30 protein-coding genes and 1 pseudogene are annotated in these 26,028 nt (G+C 63.0%); 15 read left to right on the top strand and 16 right to left on the bottom strand.

Going from position 1 to position 26,028, the window contains the following annotated elements:
- Positions 1 to 42: 42 nt before the first annotated feature.
- The 4 genes from ACVISU_RS34055 to ACVISU_RS34040 all read left to right on the top strand — a co-directional run bounded on the left by ACVISU_RS34055 (position 43) and on the right by ACVISU_RS34040 (position 3,167).
- Complete coding sequence (locus ACVISU_RS34055; protein WP_456709857.1) at positions 43 to 777, top strand: hypothetical protein; 735 nt, start codon at positions 43 to 45, stop codon at positions 775 to 777.
- On the top strand, positions 777 to 2,069 hold the full coding sequence (locus ACVISU_RS34050) for an MFS transporter (protein WP_456709856.1): 1,293 nt from the start codon (positions 777 to 779) through the stop codon (positions 2,067 to 2,069). Before ACVISU_RS34055 ends, ACVISU_RS34050 begins: the two co-directional genes overlap by 1 nt.
- Positions 2,070 to 2,163: 94 nt before the next feature.
- Entirely contained in the window at positions 2,164 to 2,850 is a 687-nt protein-coding gene (locus ACVISU_RS34045; RefSeq protein ID WP_244522006.1) for a YqcI/YcgG family protein, read from the top strand.
- A complete protein-coding gene (locus ACVISU_RS34040) occupies positions 2,847 to 3,167 on the top strand; it encodes a cupin domain-containing protein (RefSeq protein ID WP_050405288.1) in 321 nt (106 codons plus the stop codon). The genes ACVISU_RS34045 and ACVISU_RS34040 overlap by 4 nt, the downstream gene beginning before the upstream one ends.
- A 24-nt stretch (positions 3,168 to 3,191) precedes the next feature.
- On the opposite strand, the gene ACVISU_RS34035 is transcribed toward ACVISU_RS34040, so the two are convergent.
- From ACVISU_RS34035 to ACVISU_RS34015, 5 genes are all read right to left on the bottom strand, one after another.
- Positions 3,192 to 3,374 (bottom strand): hypothetical protein, encoded by a 183-nt coding sequence (locus tag ACVISU_RS34035; protein WP_050405287.1) that lies wholly within the window; start codon positions 3,372 to 3,374, stop codon positions 3,192 to 3,194.
- Positions 3,375 to 3,663: 289 nt separating this feature from the next.
- Entirely contained in the window at positions 3,664 to 4,959 is a 1,296-nt protein-coding gene (locus ACVISU_RS34030) for a CaiB/BaiF CoA transferase family protein (RefSeq protein ID WP_430641561.1), read from the bottom strand.
- A gap of 293 nt (positions 4,960 to 5,252) precedes the next feature.
- Positions 5,253 to 5,675 (bottom strand): GFA family protein, encoded by a 423-nt coding sequence (locus ACVISU_RS34025; RefSeq protein ID WP_050405284.1) that lies wholly within the window; start codon positions 5,673 to 5,675, stop codon positions 5,253 to 5,255.
- Between the two features lie 333 nt (positions 5,676 to 6,008).
- Positions 6,009 to 6,584, bottom strand: a complete 576-nt coding sequence (locus tag ACVISU_RS34020; RefSeq protein WP_456709855.1) for a DUF6456 domain-containing protein — start codon at positions 6,582 to 6,584, stop codon at positions 6,009 to 6,011.
- 97 nt (positions 6,585 to 6,681) lie between these two features.
- A complete protein-coding gene (locus ACVISU_RS34015) occupies positions 6,682 to 7,242 on the bottom strand; it encodes a GcrA family cell cycle regulator (RefSeq protein ID WP_456709854.1) in 561 nt (186 codons plus the stop codon).
- A gap of 126 nt (positions 7,243 to 7,368) precedes the next feature.
- On the opposite strand from ACVISU_RS34015, the gene ACVISU_RS34010 reads away from it, so the two are divergent.
- The 3 genes from ACVISU_RS34010 (at position 7,369) to ACVISU_RS34000 (ending at position 9,764) form a co-directional block, all read left to right on the top strand.
- Positions 7,369 to 8,007, top strand: a complete 639-nt coding sequence (locus tag ACVISU_RS34010; protein WP_050405281.1) for a LexA family transcriptional regulator — start codon at positions 7,369 to 7,371, stop codon at positions 8,005 to 8,007.
- A gap of 162 nt (positions 8,008 to 8,169) precedes the next feature.
- Positions 8,170 to 8,445: a hypothetical protein gene (locus ACVISU_RS34005; protein WP_050405280.1), complete on the top strand. Its 276-nt coding sequence runs from the start codon at positions 8,170 to 8,172 to the stop codon at positions 8,443 to 8,445.
- Positions 8,446 to 8,495: 50 nt separating this feature from the next.
- Positions 8,496 to 9,764, top strand: coding sequence for an OpgC domain-containing protein (locus ACVISU_RS34000; protein ID WP_456709853.1), 1,269 nt, complete (start codon positions 8,496 to 8,498; stop codon positions 9,762 to 9,764).
- A gap of 10 nt (positions 9,765 to 9,774) precedes the next feature.
- On the opposite strand, the pseudogene ACVISU_RS33995 reads toward ACVISU_RS34000, so the two are convergent.
- Positions 9,775 to 10,461, bottom strand: a pseudogene (locus ACVISU_RS33995) (glycoside hydrolase family 3 N-terminal domain-containing protein); the annotation flags it as partial.
- A 21-nt stretch (positions 10,462 to 10,482) separates the two neighbouring features.
- Positions 10,483 to 11,079 (bottom strand): hypothetical protein, encoded by a 597-nt coding sequence (locus tag ACVISU_RS33990; RefSeq protein ID WP_456709852.1) that lies wholly within the window; start codon positions 11,077 to 11,079, stop codon positions 10,483 to 10,485.
- 10 nt (positions 11,080 to 11,089) lie between these two features.
- Here ACVISU_RS33990 and ACVISU_RS33985 point away from each other — a divergent pair, with 10 nt between their 5' ends.
- From ACVISU_RS33985 to ACVISU_RS33975, 3 genes are read left to right on the top strand one after another with little or no spacing between them, the layout of a single operon-like run.
- On the top strand, positions 11,090 to 11,347 hold the full coding sequence (locus ACVISU_RS33985) for a hypothetical protein (protein WP_456709851.1): 258 nt from the start codon (positions 11,090 to 11,092) through the stop codon (positions 11,345 to 11,347).
- Between the two features lie 58 nt (positions 11,348 to 11,405).
- On the top strand, positions 11,406 to 12,110 hold the full coding sequence (locus ACVISU_RS33980; protein WP_456709850.1) for a response regulator transcription factor: 705 nt from the start codon (positions 11,406 to 11,408) through the stop codon (positions 12,108 to 12,110).
- Entirely contained in the window at positions 12,107 to 13,699 is a 1,593-nt protein-coding gene (locus ACVISU_RS33975) for an ATP-binding protein (RefSeq protein ID WP_456709849.1), read from the top strand. Before ACVISU_RS33980 ends, ACVISU_RS33975 begins: the two co-directional genes overlap by 4 nt.
- A 55-nt stretch (positions 13,700 to 13,754) precedes the next feature.
- Here the strand turns inward: ACVISU_RS33975 and ACVISU_RS33970 are convergent, their stop codons facing one another.
- On the bottom strand, positions 13,755 to 13,886 hold the full coding sequence (locus ACVISU_RS33970) for a hypothetical protein (RefSeq protein WP_456709848.1): 132 nt from the start codon (positions 13,884 to 13,886) through the stop codon (positions 13,755 to 13,757).
- Between the two features lie 142 nt (positions 13,887 to 14,028).
- On the opposite strand from ACVISU_RS33970, the gene ACVISU_RS33965 reads away from it, so the two are divergent.
- Genes ACVISU_RS33965 through ACVISU_RS33945 form a run of 5 tightly spaced genes read left to right on the top strand, consistent with a single transcriptional unit; the run spans position 14,029 to position 19,240 of the window.
- Positions 14,029 to 15,060 carry a TRAP transporter substrate-binding protein gene (locus tag ACVISU_RS33965; protein WP_456709847.1) on the top strand — a complete coding sequence of 344 codons (1,032 nt, stop codon included), beginning with the start codon at positions 14,029 to 14,031 and terminating at the stop codon, positions 15,058 to 15,060.
- A 17-nt stretch (positions 15,061 to 15,077) separates the two neighbouring features.
- A complete protein-coding gene (locus ACVISU_RS33960; protein ID WP_456709846.1) occupies positions 15,078 to 15,638 on the top strand; it encodes a TRAP transporter small permease in 561 nt (186 codons plus the stop codon).
- Positions 15,635 to 16,924, top strand: a complete 1,290-nt coding sequence (locus ACVISU_RS33955; protein WP_342727850.1) for a TRAP transporter large permease — start codon at positions 15,635 to 15,637, stop codon at positions 16,922 to 16,924. Before ACVISU_RS33960 ends, ACVISU_RS33955 begins: the two co-directional genes overlap by 4 nt.
- A gap of 40 nt (positions 16,925 to 16,964) precedes the next feature.
- Positions 16,965 to 18,008 carry a TRAP transporter substrate-binding protein gene (locus ACVISU_RS33950; RefSeq protein WP_050405272.1) on the top strand — a complete coding sequence of 348 codons (1,044 nt, stop codon included), beginning with the start codon at positions 16,965 to 16,967 and terminating at the stop codon, positions 18,006 to 18,008.
- On the top strand, positions 18,005 to 19,240 hold the full coding sequence (locus ACVISU_RS33945; RefSeq protein WP_456709845.1) for a CaiB/BaiF CoA transferase family protein: 1,236 nt from the start codon (positions 18,005 to 18,007) through the stop codon (positions 19,238 to 19,240). The genes ACVISU_RS33950 and ACVISU_RS33945 overlap by 4 nt, the downstream gene beginning before the upstream one ends.
- Here the strand turns inward: ACVISU_RS33945 and ACVISU_RS33940 are convergent, their stop codons facing one another.
- From ACVISU_RS33940 to ACVISU_RS33905, 8 genes are read right to left on the bottom strand one after another with little or no spacing between them, the layout of a single operon-like run.
- Complete coding sequence (locus ACVISU_RS33940; protein WP_456709844.1) at positions 19,241 to 20,095, bottom strand: HpcH/HpaI aldolase/citrate lyase family protein; 855 nt, start codon at positions 20,093 to 20,095, stop codon at positions 19,241 to 19,243. It lies immediately after the preceding gene.
- Between the two features lie 3 nt (positions 20,096 to 20,098).
- A complete protein-coding gene (locus tag ACVISU_RS33935) occupies positions 20,099 to 20,554 on the bottom strand; it encodes a MaoC family dehydratase (RefSeq protein WP_456709843.1) in 456 nt (151 codons plus the stop codon).
- Positions 20,555 to 21,331, bottom strand: a complete 777-nt coding sequence (locus ACVISU_RS33930) for an enoyl-CoA hydratase/isomerase family protein (protein ID WP_456709842.1) — start codon at positions 21,329 to 21,331, stop codon at positions 20,555 to 20,557.
- A complete protein-coding gene (locus tag ACVISU_RS33925; RefSeq protein WP_456709841.1) occupies positions 21,328 to 22,548 on the bottom strand; it encodes a CaiB/BaiF CoA transferase family protein in 1,221 nt (406 codons plus the stop codon). Before ACVISU_RS33925 ends, ACVISU_RS33930 begins: the two co-directional genes overlap by 4 nt.
- A gap of 27 nt (positions 22,549 to 22,575) precedes the next feature.
- A complete protein-coding gene (locus ACVISU_RS33920; RefSeq protein ID WP_456709840.1) occupies positions 22,576 to 23,292 on the bottom strand; it encodes an ABC transporter ATP-binding protein in 717 nt (238 codons plus the stop codon).
- Complete coding sequence (locus ACVISU_RS33915; protein ID WP_050405267.1) at positions 23,289 to 24,047, bottom strand: ABC transporter ATP-binding protein; 759 nt, start codon at positions 24,045 to 24,047, stop codon at positions 23,289 to 23,291. The genes ACVISU_RS33920 and ACVISU_RS33915 overlap by 4 nt, the downstream gene beginning before the upstream one ends.
- A 2-nt stretch (positions 24,048 to 24,049) precedes the next feature.
- Positions 24,050 to 25,069: a branched-chain amino acid ABC transporter permease gene (locus ACVISU_RS33910; RefSeq protein ID WP_456709839.1), complete on the bottom strand. Its 1,020-nt coding sequence runs from the start codon at positions 25,067 to 25,069 to the stop codon at positions 24,050 to 24,052.
- The gene (locus tag ACVISU_RS33905; RefSeq protein WP_050405265.1) at positions 25,066 to 25,968 is read right to left on the bottom strand and encodes a branched-chain amino acid ABC transporter permease; all 903 of its coding nucleotides are present in this window, start codon (positions 25,966 to 25,968) and stop codon (positions 25,066 to 25,068) included. The genes ACVISU_RS33910 and ACVISU_RS33905 overlap by 4 nt, the downstream gene beginning before the upstream one ends.
- Positions 25,969 to 26,028 lie beyond the last annotated feature (60 nt).

The following is a 26,028-nucleotide window of genomic DNA, read 5'->3' as shown; positions in this document are numbered from 1 at the left end:
ATTGTCCTTTAAGCCATTCGAGGCCGCCCTGTATAGCTCGCGGTGGAATTCTGGAGTTCTGCCATGTCGGGAAATCTGGGCAGCAAATACGAGGCGGTCAAATCGCCTTGGACGGACTATGCGATCTACAGTCTACCCGACGCCTCCCGGATCGAAGCCTGCGACCGTCAGCAACTGATGGACGCCATGAACGACATCATCGCCGTCAACTGGCAGGCCACGGAGCCGCACTGGACGGCAACCTCTTCGCCCTTCGACAAAAAATACAGCCTGATCCTCGTCTACGACGGCTCCGGGCTCGTCGCCTTCTCGGTCTATCGCATCCTGCAGATGTCGGCCGGACTTGGAATCTATCGGAGCGGCACGGAAGTGCTTCCGGCACATCAAGGGCGCGGATTCTACGGCTTCTTCACATCGGAAGTCCTGAAGTGTTCGGGCGCCGCGGAGAGAGCCGACGGCAAACTGCTCTACGGCTGGCGGACCCGCAATCCGATCGTATGGGCGGCGAACGCTAAGATTTGCGAAAAAGTGACTCCATCTTTGCTCGATGGCGCGCAGGATCCGGCGCTGCAAGCCGCCTGTGTCGAGATGTGCACCTCGCTCTATCCGGGCAAGCCGCTCGAACTGCCCGACATGATCATGCGTGGCGCCTACGGCCACATTAAGCACCATCGGCAGGCTTATCGTGGCACCGCATCGCTGGTCGATGCCGCGATGTTGCGGAAAATTCCGAATTCCGCTGATGCCCTTTTCTCGGTCGGTTACGCGAGGGTGTGATGTCGATGCTCGGACAACAAGCCGTTTACGCCCCTGCGTCGCGCCTCACCGACCGCGCCTATCTCGCCTGGATGGCGGTGGCCGTCGCCTATGCCATTGCCTTCCTGCAGCGCGTGTCGCCGCAATCGGTAAGCCTCAGTTTCATGCACGACTTCAACACCGATGCGGCCGGTGTTGCGATGCTCGCCTCGAGCTATTTCTGGGGCTACACCTTGATGCAGATCCCGGCCGGCCTTTTGGTCGATCGGTACGGCGTCAAACGCGTCGTCCTCGTCAGCATGATTGCCTCGTCGCTCGGCAGCGCAGCGTTCGCGCTGGCGCCGAACCTGCTCGACGTTTTTGCCGCGCGCCTGATCATTGCCTGCGGCGATGCGCTGGTCTTCACGGCAATGCTGAAGCTCGTGGCACAAAGCTTTGCCGACGAGCGGTTCGGCATGATGTCGGGCATTTCGCAGGTCTCCGGCTATGTCGGAGGCGTGATTGCGACCACGCCGCTCGCAGCCGCCGTCTCGGGATTAGGCTGGCGGGCCTGCTTCCTGGTCATCGCCTGCATTGGTCTTGCCAACCTCGCCTTCGCCAAGCTCGCGCTCAAGCCGGATCCGGCATCGCATAGCAACAAGACGCTGAAGGGCGTCGTGATCGCTGCACGGCAATCGCTGGCCCATCTCGCGAACTGGGGCTGCGCAATGACGTTCGCGTCGCACTTCGCGGTCGTGACGACCTTGTCGGGCGTCTGGGGCATTCCGATGGTCGCCCACTTCTTCCACATTTCTCCTACCGCTGCCGGAACGCCGCTGCTCGCCTTCATGATCGGCAATGCACTCGGCTCGATCTTCCTCGGTCACGCTGCCGATCGTGCCGCGGCGGCGCTCGACCGCGCATTGATCGGCATTTGCGTATTGCGCATGCTGCTGATCGCGATGCTGCTGCCGCCGATCGCCCGGACATTTGGTCTTGCCTACGTCACCGTCGTGTTCACGGCCCTGGGGCTCGTCGCCGGCGGCACCGTCCCGCTGGTGCTGAAATGCGTCAAGAAGCTCTATACCTCCGACCTGATCGGTGTCGGCGCTTCCGTGAACACCACCGCTGCCGGGATCTTCGCCGGCGTCTCGCAGCCGATCATCGGCGTCGCGATGCTTGCCGCCAGCAACGCCTCCGGGACCGACGCCGTGCACAATGCGGCCGCGATCGGTGACGGCGGCTACAGCGCCTTGATCGTCATTCTGCTTCTCATGTCGCTGCCCGGCATCGCCGGGCCGCTGCTGATGAGAAGCAAGTTGATAGCTCGTTAGTGTCGTTATGAGTGTAGGGGGTGTTATGGAGCGCTTGTTCTTGAGAAAAGGCGAAGTTGCATCAAACTTTCCGGTCAGCAGCTGGCAAAGCGTGATGTTCTCCGAGTTTGAAGCGCAGATGAGCAGCGAGGCGAGGCCATTCCCTTGCGTGTTCGGGGTGACCGGACATCGACAGGATCAGCTCCGCTATCTGTTCCTCGATCCGTATGACGTCGCGGTGCTCGGCGAGCAGCTCGCACGATATGTTTCGGAGGCGCGCTCGTTCGGTCCTAACACCTCCTTGATCGTGTTCACACGGCCCCGCCCCGTGCAGACCCTCGACGCCTATTACCGCAAGATGTGGCTGACGCTCGATCAGCTCGCGCGCCTGGACAAGTACCCGTGGCCATCAGAGATTCCGGAACAGATCGACCATCCGATGTGGGAGTTCTCGTTTGCGGGCGAGCCGATCTTCGTCGTGTGCACGACACCGGCCCATGTGATGCGCCAGAGCCGTCGATCCAGTGCCTTCATGCTCACGTTCCAGCCGCGCTGGGTGTTCGACAAGATCCTCGGGACGGAAAAGGCCGCGACCGCGGCGTTCGCCGAGGTACGCAAGCGCCTGATCCCCTACGACAGCGCCAGCCCCTCTCCGCTTCTTGGCCGCTACGGCGCGACCGATGGCCGCGAGTATCTGCAGTACTTCCTGCACGACGACAACAATGCGAGCGGAGGCTGCCCCTTCGCCAAGCTCGCGCAGAACAAGACGCCACCTATCACGAACAAGGAGCAGGCAGCATGACCCAGATCATCGCGGGCACGAAGACCGCATTTGCCATCGATCCGGAGATCCTGAACCTGCTCCCGGCCCAGGGATCCGTCGAGCTGCAGCATGATGCAGCCGGCAAGGTGCATCACTTCCATACTCATCCGGTCGATGAAATCCTGATGATCATCAGTGGCCGGTTGAACTTCATTTGGGATGGCGGCGAGCAGGTGGTCGGCGCCGGCGACACCATCCTGCTGCCTGCCGGCACCCGGCATCAATCCGAGGCGCTGGAAGGCGGTGCAATCTATGTGATTGCGATCCAGCCGCCTGCGAAACCATTGAACCACTGACGCACAGGAGAGATTGCGAGCACCTCAGGACAGTGAGGGATCGCGCGGCGGCTCAACCGCCAAACGTTCGACCAGCTCGAGGACCTCGAAACGCTGGTCGGGCGCAAGTCGAAGGAAGGCCTTCAACAGTCGCAGGCTTTCCAGTGTTTCGCTCGATGGAGCTCCGAGCTTGTTCTGCAGCTCTGCAACGTATGTGGGATTTTTCATCTCGCACCTTAAGTGAGGATTACGAATGGCATACCCAGGTAAACGTGAAGGCTTGGCCCAGAAGGTCGACACCGCAGCGCAAGAGGCCGAACGCCTTGGCCTGACCACGGCAACCTTGATACTCCGAATGGCCCGTCTCGAGATTGATCGGGCGGAGCCCGAGGAAGTTGAAACTATGCCAAGGAACAACTTGCGCAGCAAGCCGAACTGAGGTCCGAACAGGCCAGTTCCGGGTCTAGGGCCATCGGCACGAGTGGGGCGAGAGGCTTCCTTCTCGCCTCAGGGGCGGCTAGCGCGCATCTGATCCTTGGTTCAGGCTGAACGGCCAGCCGGTGTTGCCTGGCTTGCCGAACGCGCCTGCCTCGGCCAGCGTGGCGATGCGCCGGTCGTCGTAGCCAAGCGTCTTGCTCAGCACATCCCGGGTGTGCTGACCGAGCAGTGGAGCCGCAACCGGATCGACCGCCGGTGTCAGGCTCATATTGACCGGCGACTCGATGTTCGGAACCGAGCCGGCGGTCGGATGTGCGATCTTGCTCAGACGATGACGATCGCGCACCTCGGGTGCGTTAAAGCCCTCCTCGACGGTACGCAGATAGCCAACCGGAATATTGGCCTTCTTCATCTTTGCCATCCAGTGCTCGAGTGTGTCGCTTGCAAACACGCTGGCGATGATGCCGCGCAGCTTCTCCTTGTTGGCGGTCCGCGCCTTGCGGTGAGCAAACTCGGGGTCCGTGACGAGATCCGGGCGCTCGAGTACGTCGGTGACGAGCCGGCGATAGAGACGGTCGTTGGCGCAGGCCATATAGAGCGGCCCATCGGACGCCCGGTAGACGCCGACGGTCGGCGAACCGTTCGGTGAGTTGCCGAAACGGCCGGGGTTATTGCCGTTGATGAGATAGGCCATGCCGTAGAAGCCCGTCATCGACACCGCGGTGTCGATCAACGCGACCTCGACCTGCTGCCCGCGACCAAGCCGATCGCGCGCAATCAAGGCGAGCAGGATGGCGTTGCAGGCCGACATACCGGTCGCCATATCCACGATCGGCGGCCCGGTGCGCACCGGTTCGCCGTCCGGAAAGCCGTTCAGCGACATGAAGCCGCTTTCGGCCTGCGTAATAGGGTCGAAGCCCGGGCGCAGCGCGAAATCGCCTTTGCGGCCATAGGCCGAGATCGAGCAATAGATCAGCCGCGGATTAGTCGGCGCCACCGACGCATAGTCGAGGCCAAATTTCTTCATCACGCCGCCGGAGAAATTCTCCACCACGACATCTGCCTTGGCGATCAACGCGCGCGCGACCTCGAGCGCCGCAGGATTGTTGAAATCGAGCGCAATGCCACGCTTGTTACGATTGAGGCTCAGATATGCGGCGCTCTCCCCGCCGATTTCAGCGTGCTCGTAGGCGCGCGTGTCGTCCCCACCGTCCGGATTCTCGATCTTGATGACCTCGGCCCCGAAGTCGGCCAGCGTTTGCGTGCAGGCCGGGCCGGCGACGACGCGGGTAAAGTCGACCACCAGCAGGCCATCGAGCGCAGTCGGAACTCCCTCCCCGCGCGGCGTGCGCCCCGGCAATTCTGGTTTGGTCATGATCTGACGCTTCCTCTGTTATTTTTGTCAGGTGAAATACGACGACCCTAGCCAGGACCGGCGTTGCCTGCCTTTTAGCGGAAGGGCGTCACCAAAACCAAACCCGGACTTTGCAGGGCGGGACCTTCGCCTGACATGGCTGTCACCAGCAAGGAGCAGCGCCGACCCGGGCCAACGATTCGAACATCACGGATACCCGCCGGATACCGGATCTGTCGGTGCGTTCGGCCAGCGGAAGGATAAACATCGGCGGGTAGCGACGCTCCGTCGCCACCCGCGCGAGAATCGTCGCGCTATTCGGCGATCACTTCGCCGGAGCCACCGAACTCGGCCGGAAAGTCCTTTAGCTTCGGCAGGCCATCACGTATCGGCAGCACCGCTTCGGAGTAGTTGACGTGAACGCCGGGGCTGAACTTCAGCGTTGGGATCGTTGCAGTGAAAACGTCGACGAGCCCAAGCGTCGGGTGGTTCGTCATCAGATGACCGCCGCACTTGGTGCAGTATTTCCGCTGGCTCATCGCGGTCTTCTCGTACGTCCCGACATGATCGGCGCCCTTGGTGACCTCGACCGCCTCGGGCTTCCATAGGCTGAACGCATTCACCGGGCCGCCGGACCAGGAGCGGCATGAACGGCAGTGGCAGTAACCCATCGCCTCAGGCTCTCCAGTGACCTTGAGCTCGACGGCGCCGCAAAAGCAGTTTCCAGTGTGACTCATCGCTCGGTTCTCCTTGGGTGAATTGATAGGACCTCGCGCCGGCATCGACCCACGTTATTCGTGATGATCGCGATGCTGGAATAAGACGTAGGCGGGCGTCGCCGCTGCCAGCTCCCTTATAGGTGTACCAGACCATTCCCCACACCATCACATTGCACTCGAATGCAGGCAGGTCATCGACGCGGGCGAAGTTACATGAGATTCCGCGTTGCTGTCGACGGTCTTTGACGACACACGGACGAGCCGAGTGTGAGGCAAAGCACAGGGCTGCAATGTGATGCAGCACTGTCGTGCCGGATGCCTCTGCGGCAACCGGCACGCGAGCACATCACTTCAGCGTTGCCAGTCCTTCGCCGGAACCTTGTTCGGCGTTGCGAACCCGTACATCAGCGCCAGCCGATCCAGGCACTCCTTGAGACGCCGCGCAAAATAGTCCTGCCAACGCTGCGTACACAAACCGCGCCGCTGTCCAACCTGCTCCATGGTCATGCCGAGGATCAGGACGTCGTGCACCAGCGCCGAACCGTCGGCACCGAGCTCATGCTCGGCGCGACCCAGGCGCAAAGTCGCTTGGCGCTGCCCCTCCGTGATCGGCTCACGTTGCTGGCCTCCGTCAACATATTCACGCGTCGTATCCACCGCTCGAGGGCCGCGCTCGGCCTTCTCCCAATCGTTCTGGAAGGCTCGACCGCTCCGGTACTGTGTGTCGTCGATCTGCCGGTGTGCATGCAACCGGCCGAGCGGGTCGTTGCGGATCGAGCGAAACGCGACGATCTTCTCGCCCAGCTCAAGCGAGAGAGGATTGTCGACCTCAACGGTCGCCACTTCGGCGTTAAAGGGCAGATCCTGGGAGCGCCGATCATGTGTTCCAGCGGGATCGTACGGCTTCCGGCGTTTTGCGCGCGGCATTGGTCACCTCCGAAATGTGTCATGAAAGCGCGCGGCGTCTTCCGCGCGATCGCGGTTGTGTGCGGACCGACATCGATCGGTCGGGAAGTGAGCGGCCTCAGATGGCCCCGACGGTTTGAAGCCAGGCATCGTTCAGGACCGGCCGGGCCGATGCCTCGGAATCGCGGCTCAGGTGAAAATGCGGGGTGCAATAGCTCGAGCCCGGCTGGCGCGGGTGACCACAGAACGTCATGGCTTCGCCATCGGCATCCCCGCCATAGGGATAGCGGCAGTCTCCGCGCTTAAGGTCGAACAGTGAAAGGTGCCGCGGCGCGACCGCCGCGCAACGAAGTTGAGGCATCTCCACCGTTTCGGTGAAGCTTTTCGGCCAGCGAAGCAGATCGCACTTCGGCTCGGCCCGCCGTTCACACGGGCTTTCGATCCTCGCTGGCTCCGGCAAGGCCGGCTTGGGTGGGTCGAGGCGCCCTGGCAGGGATGGCTCTGGCCGATCGAGGCCCGCCAACCCCATGCGCTGTGCTCGGCTGAGGGCTGCGTTGCGCGTATAAGCCGTGCTGAAGGTTGCGTTGATGGTGTCGGCGATTTCCGAGTAGGACAAGCCGCGGGCGCGCAGGTCCTGCAAGGCCGCCGAATGCTCCGGCAGCCAGTTCATCATATCCATTCCAAATTCCCATTTTTGTCATTCCGCCGGCGCCTCGCATAGCTTCCGATATTCCGAAGAAAAAGTCAAGCTTGAATTCTGATAATCGTAACGGTAAAGTGCATCCAGCTTTGGAGAGGATGCAACATGCTGGACGCGGCACTTATCGAACGGGCACTGGAAAAGACGGGAAAGAGCAAAGGCGGGCTTGCCCGTGCAATGGGCGTTCGCGCCGGGGCGGTGTCCGAAATCCTGTCGGGAATCCGCTTGATCAAGGCATCGGAGATCGCCCCGATCATGGAATACTTGGAGCTGAATTCGGTGCCGATCGTGGGCCGGGTCGGCGCTGGTGCATCGATCCAACCCGAGCTTGAGCAGGTCCCGCCGGAGGGGCTCGGCGAGATCGAGCTCCCCTTCCCGATGACGGAAGAAACCGTCGCTTTCGAGGTCTCTGGCGATTCGATGCTGCCGAAATACGAGAACGGCGATGTCATCGTGGTGTATCGCGAGCAGCGCTACCCGCTCTCGAGCTTCTACGGAGAGGAAGCTGCGGTCCGGCTGAAGAGCGGCGAGCGCTATCTGAAGACGATCGAGCGGGGCACCTCGTCCGGCACGGTCAATCTCAAGAGCTTCAATGCCAAGCCAATCAACGGCGTCAAGCTGGAATGGATCGGCGAGATTTGCGTCACCTTACCCCGCGGCCAGATCGAAAGGTTGCGCGGCAAGACGGCCGCGAAGGGCCGCAAATCCGCCCGGTCACAAGGCGGACGGTCGTCCGAGAAATAGCAGCGCGGCTTCAGAGCCCTGCCTGACCGATTCGGGTGCATTGGGGCCCGAATCGGTTGGAGGGCCCATGCCCGGGTTCCGATTTTCGGCAATTTCACTTGACATAATTCCGATTATCGGAAACAATGGTCAACGAAAGTCAACGCATCGAGCCACCAGGCAATGCAGTATTTTGTCGTGATGATCGACTATGGCCGCCGTGGCCGCGAGGCGATCGTCGACCCCGAAATGACACGGCGCGAGGTCGTCTCGCGGGTGGCGTCAGGGGAGTACACCAATATCAGTTTCATCCACGAGATTGCTGCGTGCTCGGTCGAGGATGTCACGAACGAGATCCTTGCCGAGGCCGCCCTGCCGGAAGTCCCCCTGGCCGGCGCAGACCTGCAAGCCAATACGCTGGATCACGCCCGCGACCTGCGCAAACACGAGCCGGTCTGATGGCGCTCACGTGGTGATTGCGAAAACGTGATCTTTCTTGAGCCGACCACTTGGCCGGAACCCGAAACGGACTAGATAGGGTTCACGCAAAGTCTATTCGGACCGGGCGTGGGTTCCCTCTAGATTGCGAATCGTTTTCTCGGGCCGGCAGATTTCAGTTTCAGATGACTTCGACAACAAATGCCGAGATCGCGAGAGCCGATGGCGATCTCAGGATCGCGCTGCTGCTTGGCATCGCGAACTGGTTTCTGTTTCTGGATCACGTTCCGCATAACGTCGTCAGCGCACTGACCATGCGCAATTTTGGCTTTAGCGGCGCGACTGATCTGTTCGTGTTCGTCGGCGGCTATGCGACGACGCTGATCTACACAAGGATGGCCGTGGAGCGCGGGATGCTGGTGGCGGCCACCCGCATCTTCAGGCGCGTGTGGCAGCTTTACGCCGCCTACATCGTTCTTTTCGTCATCTATGTCGAGTTGATCAGCTATGTTGCGGCCCGGACTGCGGCACCCGAGATCATCAGCGAGTTCAACATTACCGGATTCATCGATCACGGGATCCGAACGCTGATCTACGGTCTGTTCCTACAGGCGAAGCCGCTCAATCTCGATGTCCTGCAACTCATTATCGTTCTGATGGCGTTCCAGCCTGTTGTCGTGTGCGGGCTGTTCTATGCACCGAACGCGACGCTCGCGGGCTCCACCGCCCTTTATGCGACCGCTCGCATGCTCGATTGGAACCTGACGTCATACCCGGATGGACGCTGGTACCTGAACCCGCTCTGCTGGCAATTGCTGTTCGTGATGGGTGGCTGGCTTGCGCTCGTCGGCAAGCAGTTCGCGCCTGAGATTCGCGCGCTGCAGGCCGTTCCGGCGCTGCGTGCTGCCGCCCTGTTGTATCTGGTGTTCGCTCTTGTGATCGTCTCCGGCAGCGACATTCCGGCACTTGCCCAGATGATGCCGAGCGGATTAAGCGACATGCTCTTGCCAGCCGACCGGGAGGACATCGCGCCGCACCGCATCCTGCATTTCCTGGCCCTGACATTTCTGTTCACGTTGCTCGTGCCATGCAATTGGGAGCATCTGCGATCCTACGCTCTGCAACCGATCATCAAGTGCGGCGAAGAATGGCTCGCCGTATTCTGTGCAGGCGTGTTCCTCTCCTTTGCCGCGCACCTGGTCCTGATCACAGGCCCGAACTCGGTGGTCAGGCAGGTCGCGGTCAGCATCCTCGGCATCGCGGCGATGATTGCCGTTGCCTACTACGTCTCGTGGTCGAAGCAGCAGGACAACAAATCGGCCGTCGGAGCTCATTCCTGAATTCGGCGGTCTAGTCGACCAGCGCCGCGCGCCTCAGCCGCGTCTCGCTGTCGTGCAGCATGGCGGCGTCGAGGCCCCCTCGCGCAGCTGCATCCGCAGCGCAAGCGAACAGGCGGTAGAACTGCAACCCATCATAGGCGACCAGCAACAGATCGACACCCGCGTTCAGCGCCTCTACGACCGCGGTGCAGACATCATGCTGGTAGATCGCGCCCATCACCAGATCATCCGTCATGACGATGCCCTGGTAGTTCCATCTCTTCCGGATCAGCCCGTCCACGACGGCTTTTGAATGGGACGCAGGTCGTCTTGGATCGAGCGCATTCACCGCCACGTGCCCGACCATCAGGCGCGTGCCGGTCGACGACAGCATATCGCGGAACGGACGCCAGTCGGTCGCCTCGAGCTCGCCAACCGGCGCATTGAGATCGGCGTTGAAATGATGCGTGTCGGCACGCACGCGGCCCAATCCCGGAAAGTGCTTCACGGTGGCAGTGACGCCTGCGGACTCGAGGCCGTGGATGTAGGCGCCCGCAATCGCGCTCACCTTGGCCGGATCATCGGAGATCGCCCGCTGATTGATCAGCGTATTGAAATCGAGCCGGTTGTGCTTGGCCACGGGACGCAAGTCGAGCACCGGCGCGAAATTCATATTGATGCCAAATGACGCCAGTTCGCGTCCATGGATGCGCCCGAACTCTTCGGCCTTCGCCCTTTGCTAGTCCGGCGCGAGCTCGGCCAGGGAGGCCAGTGCGGGCAGTCTCGTGAGCGGCGGAGCCGGATGCGAAACAATGCCTCCCTCCTGATCTGTCGCGACCATCAGCGGCGGCAACCTCGCGGTCCGCCGCCTGGCTTGCAGTGTGGCGATTTCCGCCCTCAACACGTCGGCCGTCCTGCCGGCGATGTTCCGCCGGGTGACATAGATGCCCGCAACGAACCCATTCTCCACAAGCGGCACGACCTCGTCGAACGACCGATAGCCGACAACAAAGTGCTGCCCGAGCGACCGCGCGAGAACCGGATCTGTCTGCAGAACGCGGTGCTTCCGCACCTCGAACGCACCATGCGCGGCGAGCATCGCCAGCGGCGGCAGGCACCACAGGGTAACCAGGAGCTTTCCTGCCCGCGTCCGCCCGTGCCAGGCCGCGCCATGGACCAGCACGAATACGACGGCGATGCTTGCGACCACGAGGAGAAGGTTGCCCGTCCCGCGCAATGGGACGAGATACGGATCGTTGCTGTTGACGCCCACCAGGACGAATACGAATCCGGCGATCCAAAGCAGGATAATGCCGATGCATTTGCTGACTTGCATGAGACCACGCGTGACTGAATGGGCCGATCGGCGTCGTCCGTATCAGACGAGATTCACCGGCGCGAGCGGATACGTCGCGTCTGCACGCAATCTGCATGGGAATCCTGAAGTCCTGCTGATCGTGTTCCCGCAGAATGCACATGCGCGACTCAAGATGGCCGAGCTGCGGGTCGGATATCATCCGCTCGAGACGGACCGCCTCGCTCCGGCCTTTCCCGACCGTCTTGAAGCCGATCCGTCCTTGTCTCCCGCCGCGGTTGCCCTGTAGAACATTTGCATCAAACGAGAGCAAAGGCGTGGCTAGAACGCTGCATTCGGAGATCCCGTTGACCCACCGTATTCTCGTCGTCGACGATGACCCGCATATCCGCGAGGTCATCCGCGTCGCTCTCAGGAAAGCCGGCATGAGCGTGACCGAGGCACGCGACGGCAAGGACGCACTAGCCCGGTTTGCCGGCGAACGGCCGGACCTGATCGTGCTCGACATCGGTATGCCGGAATTCGACGGCCTCGACGTCTGCCGCGAGATCCGCAAATCGTCCGACGTGCCGATCCTGTTCCTCTCCGCCCGTGACGAGGAGATCGACCGCATCCTCGGCCTCGAGATTGGCGGCGACGACTACGTGACCAAGCCGTTCAGTCCGCGCGAACTGGTCGCGCGGATCAACGTCATCTTGCGGCGGCTCGCGCCGCGCGCGGCCGGCACGATACCGAAGGCGACGGTGCTCTCGCGGGGACAGCTCTCGATCGATCCCGAGCAGCACGTTGCGTCATTCGCAGGCACAGCGCTTCATCTCACCGCGATCGAATTCGGTATTCTGCGTACCTTCCTGACGCGGCCGGTCGCGGTGTTCAAGCGCGAGCAGATCATGAGCGCGGCCTACCAGCTCAACATCCAAGTTTCCGACCGCACGATCGACAGCCATATCCGCAATATCCGCGCCAAGCTTGCCGCCGCGAACTGCGACAATGTCATCGAGACCGTGCACGGCGTCGGCTTCAAGCTCGGGCGCTGCGAGAAGCAGGCATGACGTCGTTCCGCGCCGACCAGAAGTGGCGACCGTCGCTCAGCTTCGTGATCTTTACCGTGCTCGCCCTCGTCGCGGTGCTGCCGTTGATGGGGTTGTTCTTCTTCCGGCTCTACGACAACCAGCTGATTCACCAGACCCAGGCCGAGCTGATCGCGCAGAGCCGCGTGCTGGCCGCCATCTATGCGCGGAACGTGCATGCACGGCTCGGCGATGGCATCCCGCTCGGCGCTGCGGTCCCTCAAGAGGCCCTGCCCGACCCCAACGATCAAGTGACACCGATCCGTCCCGCGCTCGATCTTGCCGGCAATGACCTGTTGCGGCGGCGCCCCGATGCGCTGCCGGCGGCAAAGCCGGCGGATGCGGCCTATGTCGAGATAGGGACCGCGCTCATGCCGATCATCCTGGAGACTCAGAAGGTCACGCTGGCGGGTTTTCGGATTCTCGATCCGCAAGGCGTGGTGATCGCCGGGCGCCAGGAGGTCGGGCAATCGCTTGCCCATATCGAGGAGGTGGCTGCCGCGCTGGGCGGGCAGTACAGTGCCGCGCTGCGCATCCGCATGCCCGACAAGCCTCCACCTCCGATCTACTCGATCAGCCGCGGCGTCGGCGTCCATGTCTTCTCCGCCATGCCCGTGATCGTCAACGATCACGTCGCCGGCGTAATCTACACATCGCGGACGCCGAGCAACATCTTCGATCATCTCTATCAGGAGCGCGGCAAGTTCTTGCTCGCAACGTTGGCCGTGCTGCTGGCGACGATTGCGATCGGGCTGATGTTCTCGCGCACGGTCACACGTCCGATGCGGGAGCTCGTCGATCGTGCCGCGCGGATCGGCCGCGGCGACCGCGATGCATTTCAGCCGCTGCAACACTATGGCACCCGCGAGCTCGCCCAGCTCTCCGACAGCTTCCTCGACATGGCCGAGCAGCTGTCGCGCCGCTCCGATTATATCGCCACCTTCTCGGCCCACCTGACGCACGAACTCAAATCGCCGCTGACATCGATCAGGGGTGCCGCCGAGTTGCTGCAGGATTCGCTCCAAAGCAAGTCGGACACGCTGACCCGATCCGAGCAACAGAGCTTCATCTCGAACATCCTTGGCGATGTCGAGCGGCTCGATGCGATGAGCCAGCGGTTGCGTGAGCTGGCGCGCGCTGAGAGCGCTCCGCGGAACGAGCAGACCCCTCTCTCCGGCGTCATCGCGAACCTGAAGAGCCGCTTTGCCGAGCGGACCATCGTGGCCAGAGGCGACCTCGACCGCTCCGTCGCGATGTCCGGCGAGAAGGCGCTGATCGTACTCGCACATCTCGTCGACAACGCGTTTCGCCACAGAGCCAGGTCGGTGCAGCTCGAAGCGACCGTAGAAGCCTCGACCGTCAGGGTGACGGTGAGCAACGATGGCGACCCGATCTCCGACGCCAACAGCGACAGGATCTTCGATGCCTTCTTTACCACCCGCCGCGACAGCGGTGGCACCGGCATGGGGCTCGCTATCGCACAAGCCGTGATGGTCAGCCATGGCGGTACGATCCGTCTCCTGCCGTCCAGCCAGGGCGCGGCTTTCGCGCTGGAGTTTCCCGCGGTCTGAGCGGGATCGGTTCCGCTCGATGGTGATCGCGGCGACCATGCCGACGGTGTCGCCGTCAGGTCGTCGACAGCGCCGGAGGAATTTCCCGCGCGGTGGACAAATTGACATCGAGATCCGGGTGCTTCTCAGCGTCGGCTTGCAACAGGCCGTCGGCGTCGACGGCTCGAATCCTCTCGCGCGATCCCATCTACCCTCGCAATCGCTTCGGTACATGGTAGCACGCGCTCTCCGGTTGTCTGATCAGGCATGCTCAGCCGAGCCCTGCTTGACGCGCAAATTCGTTTGTGCGCAGCTGCTCAAAACAACAAAGCTACTCAGGGGCAGGAAAAATGGGCGGGCTTCGGCAGGCGCTGGCCGGATACGGCTTCCTCATCGCATCGATCAATCTGGCCGCAGCAGCGGAGCCGATCAAGCTGCGGGTCGCCGACTCCTTTCCGAAGGGGCACTACCTCATCCGTCTCGTGCTCGAGCCCTGGATGGCCGAGGTCCAGAAGCGCACCAACAACGCCGTGACGTTCGAGCATTATCCGGCCCAGCAGCTCGGCAAGGCCGCAGACATGCTCAAGCTGACGCAAACCGGCGTCGCCGACATCGGCTACGTCGCACCCGCCTATGTCTCCGACAAGATGCCGGTCTCAGAGGTCGCGATGCTTCCCGGCGCGTTCGCGCATTCCTGCCAGGGCACGCTCGCTTATTGGAAGACCGCACGAAGCGGCGTGATCGCGCAGCAGGATTATACCTCGAACGGCATCCGCCTGCTCCTCGCGGTGAGCCTGCCGCCCTATCGCATCCTGACCGTTAAACAGCCGGTGAAGGACGTCGCGGATATCAACGGACTGAAGCTGCGCTCGACCGGCGGCGCGCAGGATCTCACCTTGCGTGCGATCGGCGCGGTACCGGTGCGCATGGCCGCCCCCGATGCGTATGAGTCGCTGTCACGCGGCACGATGGATGGTCTGCTGTTTCCGCTCGAGAGCGTCGTCGCCTATGGCGCCGACAAGCTCGTGAAACATTCTACCGACGGCTTTGGCTTCGCGAGCTTCGTGGTCGCCTACTCGATCAGCGAGACTGCCTGGAAGAAACTGTCTCCCGAGATCCAGAAGGCGATGATCGACACTGCCGAGGAGATCCTGCCGTCCGCCTGCAAGGAGGTGCAGAAACAGGATAGCGAGACCATGAAGTCGATGGAAGCCGCAGGTGTCCACTTCGACACCCTGCAGCCCGACGTCGTCGCAAAGCTCAAGGACCTGACGAAGGGCGTGGGTAAGGCATGGGCCGACGGGCTCGATGCGCGCGGCAAGCACGGCAGCGACGCCCTGAAGGAATTCAGCGCCGCCGTTGCGGCCGTGCCGGCCCAGTGACACGGACGGAGCCCAAATTGATCAAGACCAGCCTGAAGGCCCTGACCGCCATCGAAAAGGTGACCTCGGCCATCGCCGCGGCGATGATGTTTGCGATCATGATCATCGTTTTCTCCGATGTCGTGATGCGCTACGTGTTCAACCAGCCATTCTCCTGGGCTTATGACCTGATCTCGCTCTACGTGATGGCCGGCGTGTTCTTTCTCTCGCTCTCCGGCACCTATGCGGTCAACGGCCATATCAGCGTGGATATTCTGCTGCCGCGCTTCTCGGCGATCGTCCAGCGCCTCTGCGTCATCATCTCCAATCTCGTCGGCCTTGCGATCTTCGTTCCGATCGCCTGGCTCGGTTATCAGCGCGCGCTCGACAATTATGTCTCGGGCGACGTGATGGCCGGCGCGATCCCATGGCCGACCTGGGCGTCCTCGATCTTCGTGCCAGTCGGGGCGGGAATTCTCGCGCTGCGCCTTGCCGTTCATCTCATTGCCAATACCGCAAGCCTCCTGACCGGCGAAAACCTGCTGCCGCTGCCGGCCATCTCCGGCCATTCGGAGAAGGCTACCGGAGGTTTCGAATGATTCCGACCTTCATCCTTGCGCTGCTGTTCTTCCTGCTGGCGATTGGAACGCCGGTCGCATTCGCCATGGCATTCTCCGGCGGGCTCGGCCTCTATCTGACCGGCGGCCTGCCGATCCTGCTCGGCGTGCTGCAAACGACGCCGCTGTCGGCGGTCACCTCCTACGAGCTGATCACGATCCCGATGTTCCTGTTGATGGCAGACCTGGTGCTGCTGTCGGGCGTCGCCGACGACCTGTTCAAGACCGCAGCAGCTTGGGTCGGACGCATCCCCGGCGGTCTCGGCATGGCAACTGCGTTGGCCGGTGCCGGCTTCGGCTCGATCTGCGGCACCAGCACGGCCTCCGCCGCGACGCTGTCGTCGACCAGCCTGCCCGCGATGATCCGACAGGGCTATGAGCCAAAAATGGCGGCCGGCGTCGTCGCGATCTCGGGCACGCTTGCAATGCTGCTGCCGACTTCGGTGGCGCTCGTCATCTTCGGCCTGCTTGCCGAGGTGAACATTGGAAAGCTCCTGATCAGCGGCATCATCCCGGCGATCTTCGTCACAATCATCATCATGTCGACGATCTATATCCTGGTGCTGCTCGATCCCACGCGCGCTCCGACGATTTCGGCGGTGACATGGTCGGAACGGTTCAGCCTGCTCTGGCAGGTCAGCCCGATGGTGGTCCTGTTCTCGATCGTCACAGGCACGATCTATCTCGGGATCGCGACGCCGACCGAAGCCTCGGCCTTTGGTGCGTTCGGGGCCTTCTGCCTCGCCTGCTGGAAGCGCAAGATCAACCTGACCTCGCTCTACACGACGTTACGGCATGCCGCCCAGGGCACCTGCATGATCGTGCTGATCATCATGTGCGCGCACATCTTCGGCTACTTCTTCACCCTCACCCAGGTCACACAGAACATCGTCGGCTGGGTCGGCGGGCTCGACGTCTCGCGCTGGATCATCATCACGCTGATCCTGTGCGGCTACATCGTGCTCGGCTCGTTCATGGACCAGATCGCGATCCTGGTGCTGACAGTTCCGATCGTGCTGCCGCTGATCAAGTCGCTCGGCTTCGACCCGATCTGGTTCGGCGTCATCAAGATCGTGACCGCCGAGGTCGGCATGATCACACCGCCAATTGGGCTGAATTGTTTCATCGTCGCGCGTTATGCTCACCGCCCCGTCGGCGAGGTGTTCCACGGCACATTCCCGCATTTCATCGCGCATCTGATCGCAATCGCCATTTTCGTGGCATTTCCGGAGATCATCCTCTGGCTGCCGAACCATATGCAACATTGAAGAAGCCGCCGGTCGAGACGGCCATCTCTGGGAGATCATGATGAATTTGCATTCCCGCTTCCTCGCCGGCGCCGGCGTCGCCACAGTCCTGCTGGCGGCTTCCGCATCCTCGGCCTTTGCCCAGGAGAAGATCACTCTGCGCCTTGCCGACAGCCTGCCGTCGGGCCACGTGATCCACGAGCTCGTCGGCAAGCCGTTTTCGGAGCTCGTCACCAAGCTGACCAACGGCCAGGTCACGTTCCAGCACTTCCCGGCGGAGCAGCTCGGCAAGGCCAAGGACATGGCCCAGCTCACCGCGCTCGGCGTTGCGGACGTCTCCTACATCGTGCCGTCCTATTCGTCGGACAAGTTTCCGCTGACGGCCGTCGCCGAACTGCCCGGCATCTTCGACAACGAATGCCAGGGATCGCTCGCCTTCTACAAGATCTCGCACAATGGCGGCATCCTGGAGACCAGGGAGTTCACGCCGAACCAGCTTCGCCCGCTGGTGACGCTCGCACTGCCGGCCTACCAGGTCCAGCTTGCCACCAGCCGTGATGTGAAGACGGCAAAGGACCTCGAAGGCCTGAAGATACGCACCACCGGCGGTGCAATGGATCTGATGATGCGTTCGATCGGCGGCGTGCCGGTTCGGATGGCCGCGCCCGAGATCTATGAATCGCTGACCCGCGGCACGCTGGATGGCCTGATCTTCTCCTACCAGAGCTCGGCGTCCTACGACTTCGGCAAGATCCTGAAGTCCGGCACCGAGGGGCTGAACTTCGGCACCGCGATCTTCACCTATTCGATAGGCGAGTTGAAGTTCAAGTCGCTGCCCGAGAACGTGCGCAAGGCGCTGGTCGAGGCCGGCGAACAGACCACGCGCGAGGCCTGCAAGCGGTTCGAGGACGGCGAGAAGGCCGCAGCCGAAAAGATCAAGTCGCAGGGCATGAAGGTCATCAACTTCAGCGCCGACGACAAGAAGGTGTTCGACACCGCCTTCAAGTCGGTGGCGCAGGATTGGGTGAAGGACGTCGACAAGCGCGGCAAGCCGGGCAGCGACGTCTTCAAGGCCTTCATCGAAGCACTGGCCGTCACCCATTGAGCCAGGCACCGACGAGAGAAAAACCATCCGCGCCGGCCGGCCCGCTCGCCGGCGTCAAGATCATCGACCTCACCAGTGTGATGATGGGACCCTACGCGACCATGATCCTTGGCGACTACGGCGCCGACGTGATCAAGGTCGAGAGCCCCGATGGCGACGTGATGCGCCACGCTGCCCCGATGCGTCATCCCGCGATGGGCGCAATGTACTTGCAGGGCAATCGCAACAAGCGCTCGATCGTACTCGACCTGAAGAAGGCCGGCGGCCGCGCCGCGCTGCTGCAACTTGCCGCGGACGCCGACGTGTTCGTTCACAACGTTCGTCCTGCGGCGATGGCGCGGCTGAAGCTCGGCGCCGACGATCTCCTCGCCAAGAATCCGCGGCTCGTCTATGCCAGCCTGTACGGCTTCGGCGAGACCGGACCCTATGCAGGCCGACCCGCCTATGACGATTTGATCCAGGGGCTGACCGCCCTGCCCGCGCTGACCGGAGGGATCACCGGCGAGCCGCGCTATTCTCCGGCGACCATGGCCGACCGCATCGTCGGTCTCAATGCCGTGCACGCCATCCTGGCCGCGCTGTTCCATCGCGAGCGGACCGGCGAAGGCCAGGCGATCGAAGTCCCGATGTTCGAGACCATGGCGCAGTTCGTGCTCGGCGATCACATGGCCGGCCGCAGCTTCGAGCCGCCGATCGGGCCGCCGGGCTATTCCCGGCTGCTCTCGCCCGACCGCCGCCCGTACCGGACCAGCGACGGCTACATCTGCGCGCTGGTCTATTCCGATAAGCAGTGGAACGCGTTCTTCGCCAAAATCGGCCTTGCTGATAAAGCCGACCGCGACCCGCGGCTGAACAGCATCTCTGCGCGAACCCAAAACTACGACTTCGTCTACGACTGGTTCTCGCAGATGATGAAGACCCGCAGCACCGCCGAATGGATGCGCTTCTTCGCAGAAGCCGACATCCCGCATGCACCGCTACACGATCTCGACAGCCTGATCGACGATCCGCATCTGGCAGCCGTCGGGCTGATCCAGTCAGTGGAGCATCCGACCGAAGGCACGCTGCGGGTGGCCGGCCCGGCGGCGACCTGGAGCCGGACGCCGCCATCGATCCGAACCTATCCGCCGAACCTCGGCGAGCATGGCCGGGAGATCCTGCGCGAGGCAGGGCTTGCGGAGGCGGAGATTGCGGCCCTCCTCGAGGAGGGCGCGCTGATCGAACCCGGCTGACTATTTTCTGCGCGACGCCAGGATCTTCTCGGCGGCGCGCAGATGCGGCTTGTCCAGCATCTTGCCGTCCATTCTGGCGACCCCTGACGGATTGTTGGCGAACGCAGCAATCACCCGCTCCGACCATGCGATCTCCTCGTCGGTCGGCATGAAGGCCGCGTTGACGACATCGACATGCTTGGGATGGATCACGGCCTTGGCAAGGAAGCCGTCCTGTCGCGCGGCAATCGCCTCGGCCTTCAGCACATCGAGATCGTTGATGTCGGTGGCGATGGTGTCGATCGCAACCACGCCGGCGGCGGCCGCGCCGATCAGGCACAGATCGCGGGCAAGAATGAACGGCGAGTGATAGCGGCCGTCGGTGCGGTTGCGGGTTGCGCCGAGCGAGGCCGCAAGGTCCTCCGCGCCCCACATCATGCCCCACAGCCGCGGGCTCATAATCTCGAAGTCGAGGATTTTCAGCACCGCCCGCGCCGTCTCGGTCGCCACCGTAACGATCCGTGTGGTGCCCAGCGCGATACCTGAGGCGGCCTCGAATGCATCGAGATAGAGCGCGAGCTTGTTGACATCGGCGGCACCCGCGCATTTCGGCAGCACAATGCCATCAGGCCTCCCGGGCATCACGGCAGCCAGATCACCCAATGTCAGGTCGGTGTCGAACGCATTGACGCGGATGTACATCTTCTGGCTCGGATTGCGCGCATCGAGCATTTCGCGCGTGATGTCGCGCGCGACGACCTTCTGCTCCGGCGCGATGGAATCCTCGAGATCGAGGATCAGGGCGTCGGCCGCGGTCTTCTTCGCGCTCTCATACTTCCGGGTGCTGTCGCCGGGAACGAACAGGAACGATCGCATCGTTTACGCCTTCGGCTTGCAGTGCATCAGGCCGGTGCGGCGGCAGCTTGCCACCACCTCGCCGCGCTGGTTGGTCATAGTGTGCTCGAACTCGACGATGCCCTGGGTCGGCCGCGACTTGCTGGCACGCTTGCCGATAATTTTGGTGTGCGCCCTCAGCGTGTCGCCGTGGAACACCGGCTTCGGAAACTTGACGTCGGTCATGCCGAGATTGCCGACCGTGGTGCCCAGCGTCGTGTCGTACACGCTCATGCCGATCATGATACCGAGCGTATAGAGGCTGTTGAACAGCCGCTGGCCGAACTCGGTCTTCTCCGAGAAATGCGCGTCGATGTGCAACGGCTGCGGATTCATGGTCAGGAGGCTGAACATGGTGTTGTCCATCTCCGTCACGGTTCGGCTGAACTCGTGATGGAATTCCTGCCCGACTTCGAACTCTTCGAAATACAATCCAGCCATTTACCGTCCCTTGTAGTTGGGCGTTCGCTTTTCAACGAACGCATTCAGCCCTTCCTGGCAGTCTTCCGTCGACGCGACCACCACGAAGCTTTCCGCCGTGTTCTCCACTGAACGACGGAAATCGGCATCGACGGCGCGCATGAAGGCGTCGCGGCCGATCTTCATCACGATGGGTGATTTCGCCGCGAGCTTCCGCGCGATCTCGCGGGCCCGCTCCAGCGCGGTACCCTTCGGCACCACTTCGCTGAGCAGCCCCATGCGATAGGCGGTTGCGGCGTCGAACGGCTCGCCGAGGAACAGCGGGCCGAACGCCTGGTGCTTTCCCACCAGCCGCGGCAGCTGTACGAAGTGGATCGCCGGGATCAGGCCGACATCGATCTCGGGATAGCCGAAGGTCGAGCCGTCGCCCGCGACGATCATGTCGCAGGAGATCGCGATCGTCATGCCGCCGGCCCGCACCGCGCCATCGACCACCGCGATCGTCGGCTTGCCCATGCGGTACTGCGTATCGTTCAGCGCGAAATACAACCGCTCGAGGAATGTCTTGGTCTCGATCGCGGGCTTGCCCCTGACGATGTCGAGGTCGAGGCCGGCACAAAACACCTTGTGCGCGCTGCTGATGATGACGGCGCGTACCGCGTCATCGTCGCGCGCTTTCGCGAGCGCGGCCAGCAGCGCGTCGATCAGGGGGATGCTGAGCGCGTTGACCGGCGCGCGATCCAGCACAAGTTCCGCAATCTGGTCGCTGACCGAATAACGAATAAGGTCCGTGCTCATGATGTCTTGCCTCCTGTCATCGCCTTGGCCTGCCGCACCGCACCCGACAGGAGCAAGCCGTCGATCTCGGCGGAACCAAAGCCAGCCTCCATCAGCACCGCGCGGCTATCCTGCCCGACGTCCGGCGCCGGACAGAGGTCGTCCTCGGACAGGCTCGCGATCCCCGGGGTACGCGGCGAATACACCGCGCCGACGCCGGGCGTATCCTGGCGGACCGACGCCCTGACAGCCTCGACGTGAGGGTTGCGCAGCCATTCGCCGGGATTGAGTATCCGCTCCGCGATGATATCGGCGCCGTGCAGCCGCGTCAGCCAGGTATCCGTCGGCTGCGCCAGGAACACCTCGCGCAGCTGCGGGATCAGCGTATCGGCGGCGTCCGCGCGCCGGGCGAAGTCGGCGAAGCGCGGATCGGTGGCGAGATCCTCGCGGCCGATCGCACCGCACAGCCGCTTGTATTGCGGCTCGTTCACCAGCGTGACCATCATCCAGCCGTCCTGCGTCTGGTAGGTGCCGGCCGGCACATTGAGCGCGCGCGGCGCACCGCCCTCGAGGATGAACTCCGCGACCTTGTGCCCAAGCAGCGCCGACGTCGACTGGCAGAGATTGACGTCGATCCAGCGGCCGGTGCCGACCGTCGCACGCGCGAACAGGGCGGTCGCAATCGCCTGGAACGCATAGACGCCGGTGACGACGTCGGAGATCGTGGTGCCGACCCGGTGCGGCACACCGTCAGCGCCGACATTGACCGAGACCAATCCCGAGAACGCCTGCGCCACCGAATCCGAACCCGGCCGCTTCGAGTACGGCCCGCTCTGCCCGAATCCGCTGACCGACAGATAGATCAGACCCGGATTGTCGCGCGACAGGCTCTCATAGCCGAGCCCGAGCCGCTCCGCGACGCCGGGGCGAAACCCCTCGATCAGCACGTCGGCATCGCGCGCCAGAAGCTGCGCGATCGCGATCCCATCCTTGTGCTTCATATCGAGGCACAGGCTGCGCTTGCCGCGGTTGTAGACCGCCGACAGAGTCGTGTGATTGCCATAGGTCGTGCCGAGGTAGCGCGACCAGTCGCCCTCGGGCGGCTCGACCTTGATGACGTCGGCGCCATAGACCCCGAGCAGCATCGCGCAATAAGGCGAGGCGATCCCCTGCCCGAAATCCAGCACTTTCAATCCGCGATACGGCGCTTCGTGCGTCGGCGTCAACTTGCCCGCCATTTGTCCTCCCATGACACTCGAAGGGCCCTACAGCGCCAGGTAACGCTGCCGGATGTTGTCGTTGGCCTTCAGCTCTTCGATGGAGGATGTGTAGACGATCTGTCCCTTGTCGATAACCGTCGCGTGGCTCGCAAGGCCAAGGCAAAAATGCATGTTCTGCTCGGCGATCAACACTGTGGCACCGGTGCCGCGGAGCTGCCGCAACAGCTCGCCGATGCGCTGGACGATGATCGGCGCCAGCCCCTCGCTCGGCTCGTCGAGCAGCAGCAGCACCGGATTGCCCATCAGCGTGCGGGCGATCGCCAGCATCTGCTGCTCGCCGCCGGACAGCCTACCCGCGATCCGCTGCCGCAGCGGCTCCAGCAGCGGAAACACGTCGTAGACGCGGCGGATTGACCACTCGTCCTCACCGTCCGGCCCCTTCTTCTGGCCGATGACGAGATTGTCCTCGACCGTATGCTCGGGGAAGATCTGGCGGTCCTCCGGCACGAAGCCGAGCCCGGCCCGCGCGATGTGGTGGGGCCTCATGCCTGACACGATCTGACCGCGCAAGGTCACCTTGCCGCGGCGTGCCGGCGCCAGCCCCATGATCGCCTTCATTGTGGTCGACTTGCCGGCCCCGTTGCGGCCGAGCAGCGCCATGGTCTCGCCCTTCCGCACCGAGAGGCCGACGCCGAACAGGATCTGGCTGGTGCCATAGTAGACGTCGAGGTCCTCGACCAGCACCACCGGCTGCGCGCTCATGCCACCGCTCCCGCGTGATGGTCGCTGCCGAGATAGGCCTCGATGACGGCTTCATTCCTGCGGATCGCGTCGGGCGTCCCGGTCGCCAGGATCCGGCCATAGCACAGCACGACGATCTCAGGCGCGATCTTGAACACGATATCCATGTCGTGCTCGATGAACACGACCGTGATCTTCTGCTTCTCCCAGAGCTCGCGCACCTTGTCGATCATGCGCCAGCGCTCTTCGGTGCCCATGCCCGCGGTCGGCTCGTCGAGCAGCAGCACCTTGGGATCGAGCACCAGCGCGAGCGCGATGTCGAGCAGTTTCTGGTCGCCATGCGACAGCGTCGCCGCGGTCCTGTTGCGTTTGCCGGCAAGGCCGAGCAGCTCCATCGCATGCTCCGCGCGATCGCGCGTTTCGGCCAGTGGAAAGCGGCGATGCATCACACCGGCGCGGTGCTGATCGGCACAGACTGCCGCCAGCATCGTCTCCTCGACCGTCAGCGACGGGAAGATGCTCGCGACCTGGAAGGCGCGGCCGATACCGTGGCGCACGATCTCGGGCGGCGTCTTGCCCGCCATGTCGATGCCATTGAGCAGGACCTGCCCGGCGTCCGGCCGCAGCGCGCCGGTGATCAGGTTGAAGAAGGTGCTCTTGCCGGCGCCATTGGGGCCGATCACCGCGGTGAGCGAGCCATCGGCGAAGTCGAGCGAGACGTTATCGGTCGCCTTGACGCCGCCAAAGGATTTCGAGAGGGCGCGAATCTCCAGCATGGCTAACTGCGCCCCTCGCCCCGACGCTGCGCGAACCATTCGACGACAAAGTCCATCAGGCCCTTCCGCAGGCCGACGGCAAAGAACAGGATCACGATGCCGAGCACGATGCCGTGGTACTCGGTGATGCGCGTGACGGTGTCATTGAGGATCAGCAGCAGCACGGTGCCGACCATCGGCCCGAGGAAGGTGGTCACGCCGCCCAGCATGTTGATGAAGATGCCCTCGCCCGAGATCGTCCAGTAGGCGAATTCGGGATAGGCCCCGGAGACGAACAGCGCCATGATGATGCCGCCTGTGGCGGCGAACAGCGCCGCCAGCACGAAGATCACGAGCTTGGCGCGCCAGACATCGATGCCGATGAAGCTCGCCCGCGTCGCGTTGTCGCGGATCATGCGCAGCGTGTAGCCGAACGGCGACTGCGCGATCTGGCGCATCAGCAGCAGCCCGACCACCAGCAACGCGCAGCTCGTGATGTAGAGATGCAGATGGTTCGACAGGTCGATGCCGAGAAACGGCGGCCGCGGAATGCCGCCGCGCAGGCCCTGGTCGCCGCCGGTCAGCGATTGCCACGACAGGATGGTCGAGTGAATCAGCATCTGGAACGCCAGCGTGACGAAGGCGAAATAGATCTCCTTCAGCCGCACGCAGATCGCGCCGATGACGACGGCGACGACGCAGGTCATCGCCAGCGTGGCGACAAAGGCAACCGGAATCGGCACACCGGTCTTCTGCATCATGAGGCCGAAGCCATAGGCGCCGAGGCCGAAGAACATGCCGTGCCCGAACGAGATCAGGCCGGTGTAACCGACCAGAAGGTTGAGCGACGTCGCGAACAGACCGTAAGCTGCACAACGGATCACGAAGTCGAGCAGCTGCTTGCTGCCGAACACCATCGGGAGCAGCGCGAGCACGGCAAACGCCGCGAGCGCGATCAAAAGATCGCGATAGCGCTGCGGCCTAGCGTCGATCCGGGGCACTTCCAGCGGCTGCGCGCCCTGGCCTGCCTGCAACTCGGTCATGCGACCTCCTTGCCGAACAGGCCAGTCGGACGCGATACCAGCACGATCACCATGAAGAGATACATCAGCCCTTCGGTGAACAGCGGGAAGCCGAGCGAACCGAACGAGCGGATCAAACCGATCAGCAGCGCGCCGATCAGCGCTCCCAGGATCGAACCCATGCCGCCGATCACGGTGACGATGAAGGATTCGATCAGCACCGAGAAACCCATGCCAGGCGTCAGCGAGCGCACCGGCGCGGCGAGCGCGCCCGCCAGTCCCGCCAGCATGCCACCCAGCGCGAACACGCCGCCGTAGATCAGCCCGGTGTTGATGCCGAGCGCCGACACCATCCCGGGATTATGCGCGGCTGCACGGATCACTTTGCCGATCCGGGAGCGCGCCAGCCCTAGCCCGAGAACAGCGGCAGCAGCGAGCGCTACGCCGATCAGCAGCAGATAGTATGGCGGCACCACGCCGCCAGCGATGAACAGCGGTGGCACCTGGAATGCGGCCGGCATACCCATCGACTTGAACTCAGGACCCCAGATCATGCGGACGACGTCATCGAAGATCAGCACGAAGGCGTAGCACACCAGAAGCTGCATCAGCACGTCGCGGCCATAGACCCGGCTCATGAACGCGCGCTCGAAGACCAGGCCGAGCAGCGCAGTGCCGACGGCACCGCTCAGGATCGCCAGCGCAAAGCTGCCGGTGAGTTGATAGGCCGTCATCGCGAAATAGGCGCCAAACATGTAAAAAGCGCCGTGGCTGAAGTTCACCACCTTGAGCACGCCGAAGATCAGCGTCAGCCCGACGGCGACGAGAAACAGTAGCATGCCGATGATCAGGCCGCTGGTGGTCTGCGTCACCAGGCATGCGGGACTGGTAAGGCAACTGGCGAGCGCGTCGAGGTCCACGAGAAATCATCCATTACGGCGGGCCGCAACGCCGGCGCGCGACAAGCATCAGACGACAGG

It is taken from the genome of Bradyrhizobium sp. USDA 4452 (assembly GCF_054063575.1).
The sequence above is the reverse complement of the archived record's forward strand: the minus strand, read 5'-3'. Positions and strand labels throughout refer to the sequence as shown.

Bases quoted from the DNA above. Each gene is read 5' to 3' on its own strand.
- ACVISU_RS34050 (WP_456709856.1), top strand. From the start codon at position 777: ATGTCGATGCTCGGACAACAAGCCGTTTACGCCCCTGCGTCGCGCCTC.
- ACVISU_RS34045 (WP_244522006.1), top strand. From the start codon at position 2,164: ATGTTCTCCGAGTTTGAAGCGCAGATGAGCAGCGAGGCGAGGCCATTC.
- ACVISU_RS34040 (WP_050405288.1), top strand. From the start codon at position 2,847: ATGACCCAGATCATCGCGGGCACGAAGACCGCATTTGCCATCGATCCG.
- ACVISU_RS34035 (WP_050405287.1), bottom strand. From the start codon at position 3,374: ATGAAAAATCCCACATACGTTGCAGAGCTGCAGAACAAGCTCGGAGCT.
- ACVISU_RS34030 (WP_430641561.1), bottom strand. From the start codon at position 4,959: ATGACCAAACCAGAATTGCCGGGGCGCACGCCGCGCGGGGAGGGAGTT.
- ACVISU_RS34025 (WP_050405284.1), bottom strand. From the start codon at position 5,675: ATGAGTCACACTGGAAACTGCTTTTGCGGCGCCGTCGAGCTCAAGGTC.
- ACVISU_RS34020 (WP_456709855.1), bottom strand. From the start codon at position 6,584: ATGCCGCGCGCAAAACGCCGGAAGCCGTACGATCCCGCTGGAACACAT.
- ACVISU_RS34015 (WP_456709854.1), bottom strand. From the start codon at position 7,242: ATGGATATGATGAACTGGCTGCCGGAGCATTCGGCGGCCTTGCAGGAC.
- ACVISU_RS34010 (WP_050405281.1), top strand. From the start codon at position 7,369: ATGCTGGACGCGGCACTTATCGAACGGGCACTGGAAAAGACGGGAAAG.
- ACVISU_RS34005 (WP_050405280.1), top strand. From the start codon at position 8,170: ATGCAGTATTTTGTCGTGATGATCGACTATGGCCGCCGTGGCCGCGAG.
- ACVISU_RS33990 (WP_456709852.1), bottom strand. From the start codon at position 11,079: ATGCAAGTCAGCAAATGCATCGGCATTATCCTGCTTTGGATCGCCGGA.
- ACVISU_RS33975 (WP_456709849.1), top strand. From the start codon at position 12,107: ATGACGTCGTTCCGCGCCGACCAGAAGTGGCGACCGTCGCTCAGCTTC.
- ACVISU_RS33970 (WP_456709848.1), bottom strand. From the start codon at position 13,886: ATGGGATCGCGCGAGAGGATTCGAGCCGTCGACGCCGACGGCCTGTTG.
- ACVISU_RS33965 (WP_456709847.1), top strand. From the start codon at position 14,029: ATGGGCGGGCTTCGGCAGGCGCTGGCCGGATACGGCTTCCTCATCGCA.
- ACVISU_RS33955 (WP_342727850.1), top strand. From the start codon at position 15,635: ATGATTCCGACCTTCATCCTTGCGCTGCTGTTCTTCCTGCTGGCGATT.
- ACVISU_RS33950 (WP_050405272.1), top strand. From the start codon at position 16,965: ATGAATTTGCATTCCCGCTTCCTCGCCGGCGCCGGCGTCGCCACAGTC.
- ACVISU_RS33940 (WP_456709844.1), bottom strand. From the start codon at position 20,095: ATGCGATCGTTCCTGTTCGTTCCCGGCGACAGCACCCGGAAGTATGAG.
- ACVISU_RS33935 (WP_456709843.1), bottom strand. From the start codon at position 20,554: ATGGCTGGATTGTATTTCGAAGAGTTCGAAGTCGGGCAGGAATTCCAT.
- ACVISU_RS33930 (WP_456709842.1), bottom strand. From the start codon at position 21,331: ATGAGCACGGACCTTATTCGTTATTCGGTCAGCGACCAGATTGCGGAA.
- ACVISU_RS33925 (WP_456709841.1), bottom strand. From the start codon at position 22,548: ATGGCGGGCAAGTTGACGCCGACGCACGAAGCGCCGTATCGCGGATTG.
- ACVISU_RS33920 (WP_456709840.1), bottom strand. From the start codon at position 23,292: ATGAGCGCGCAGCCGGTGGTGCTGGTCGAGGACCTCGACGTCTACTAT.
- ACVISU_RS33915 (WP_050405267.1), bottom strand. From the start codon at position 24,047: ATGCTGGAGATTCGCGCCCTCTCGAAATCCTTTGGCGGCGTCAAGGCG.
- ACVISU_RS33910 (WP_456709839.1), bottom strand. From the start codon at position 25,069: ATGACCGAGTTGCAGGCAGGCCAGGGCGCGCAGCCGCTGGAAGTGCCC.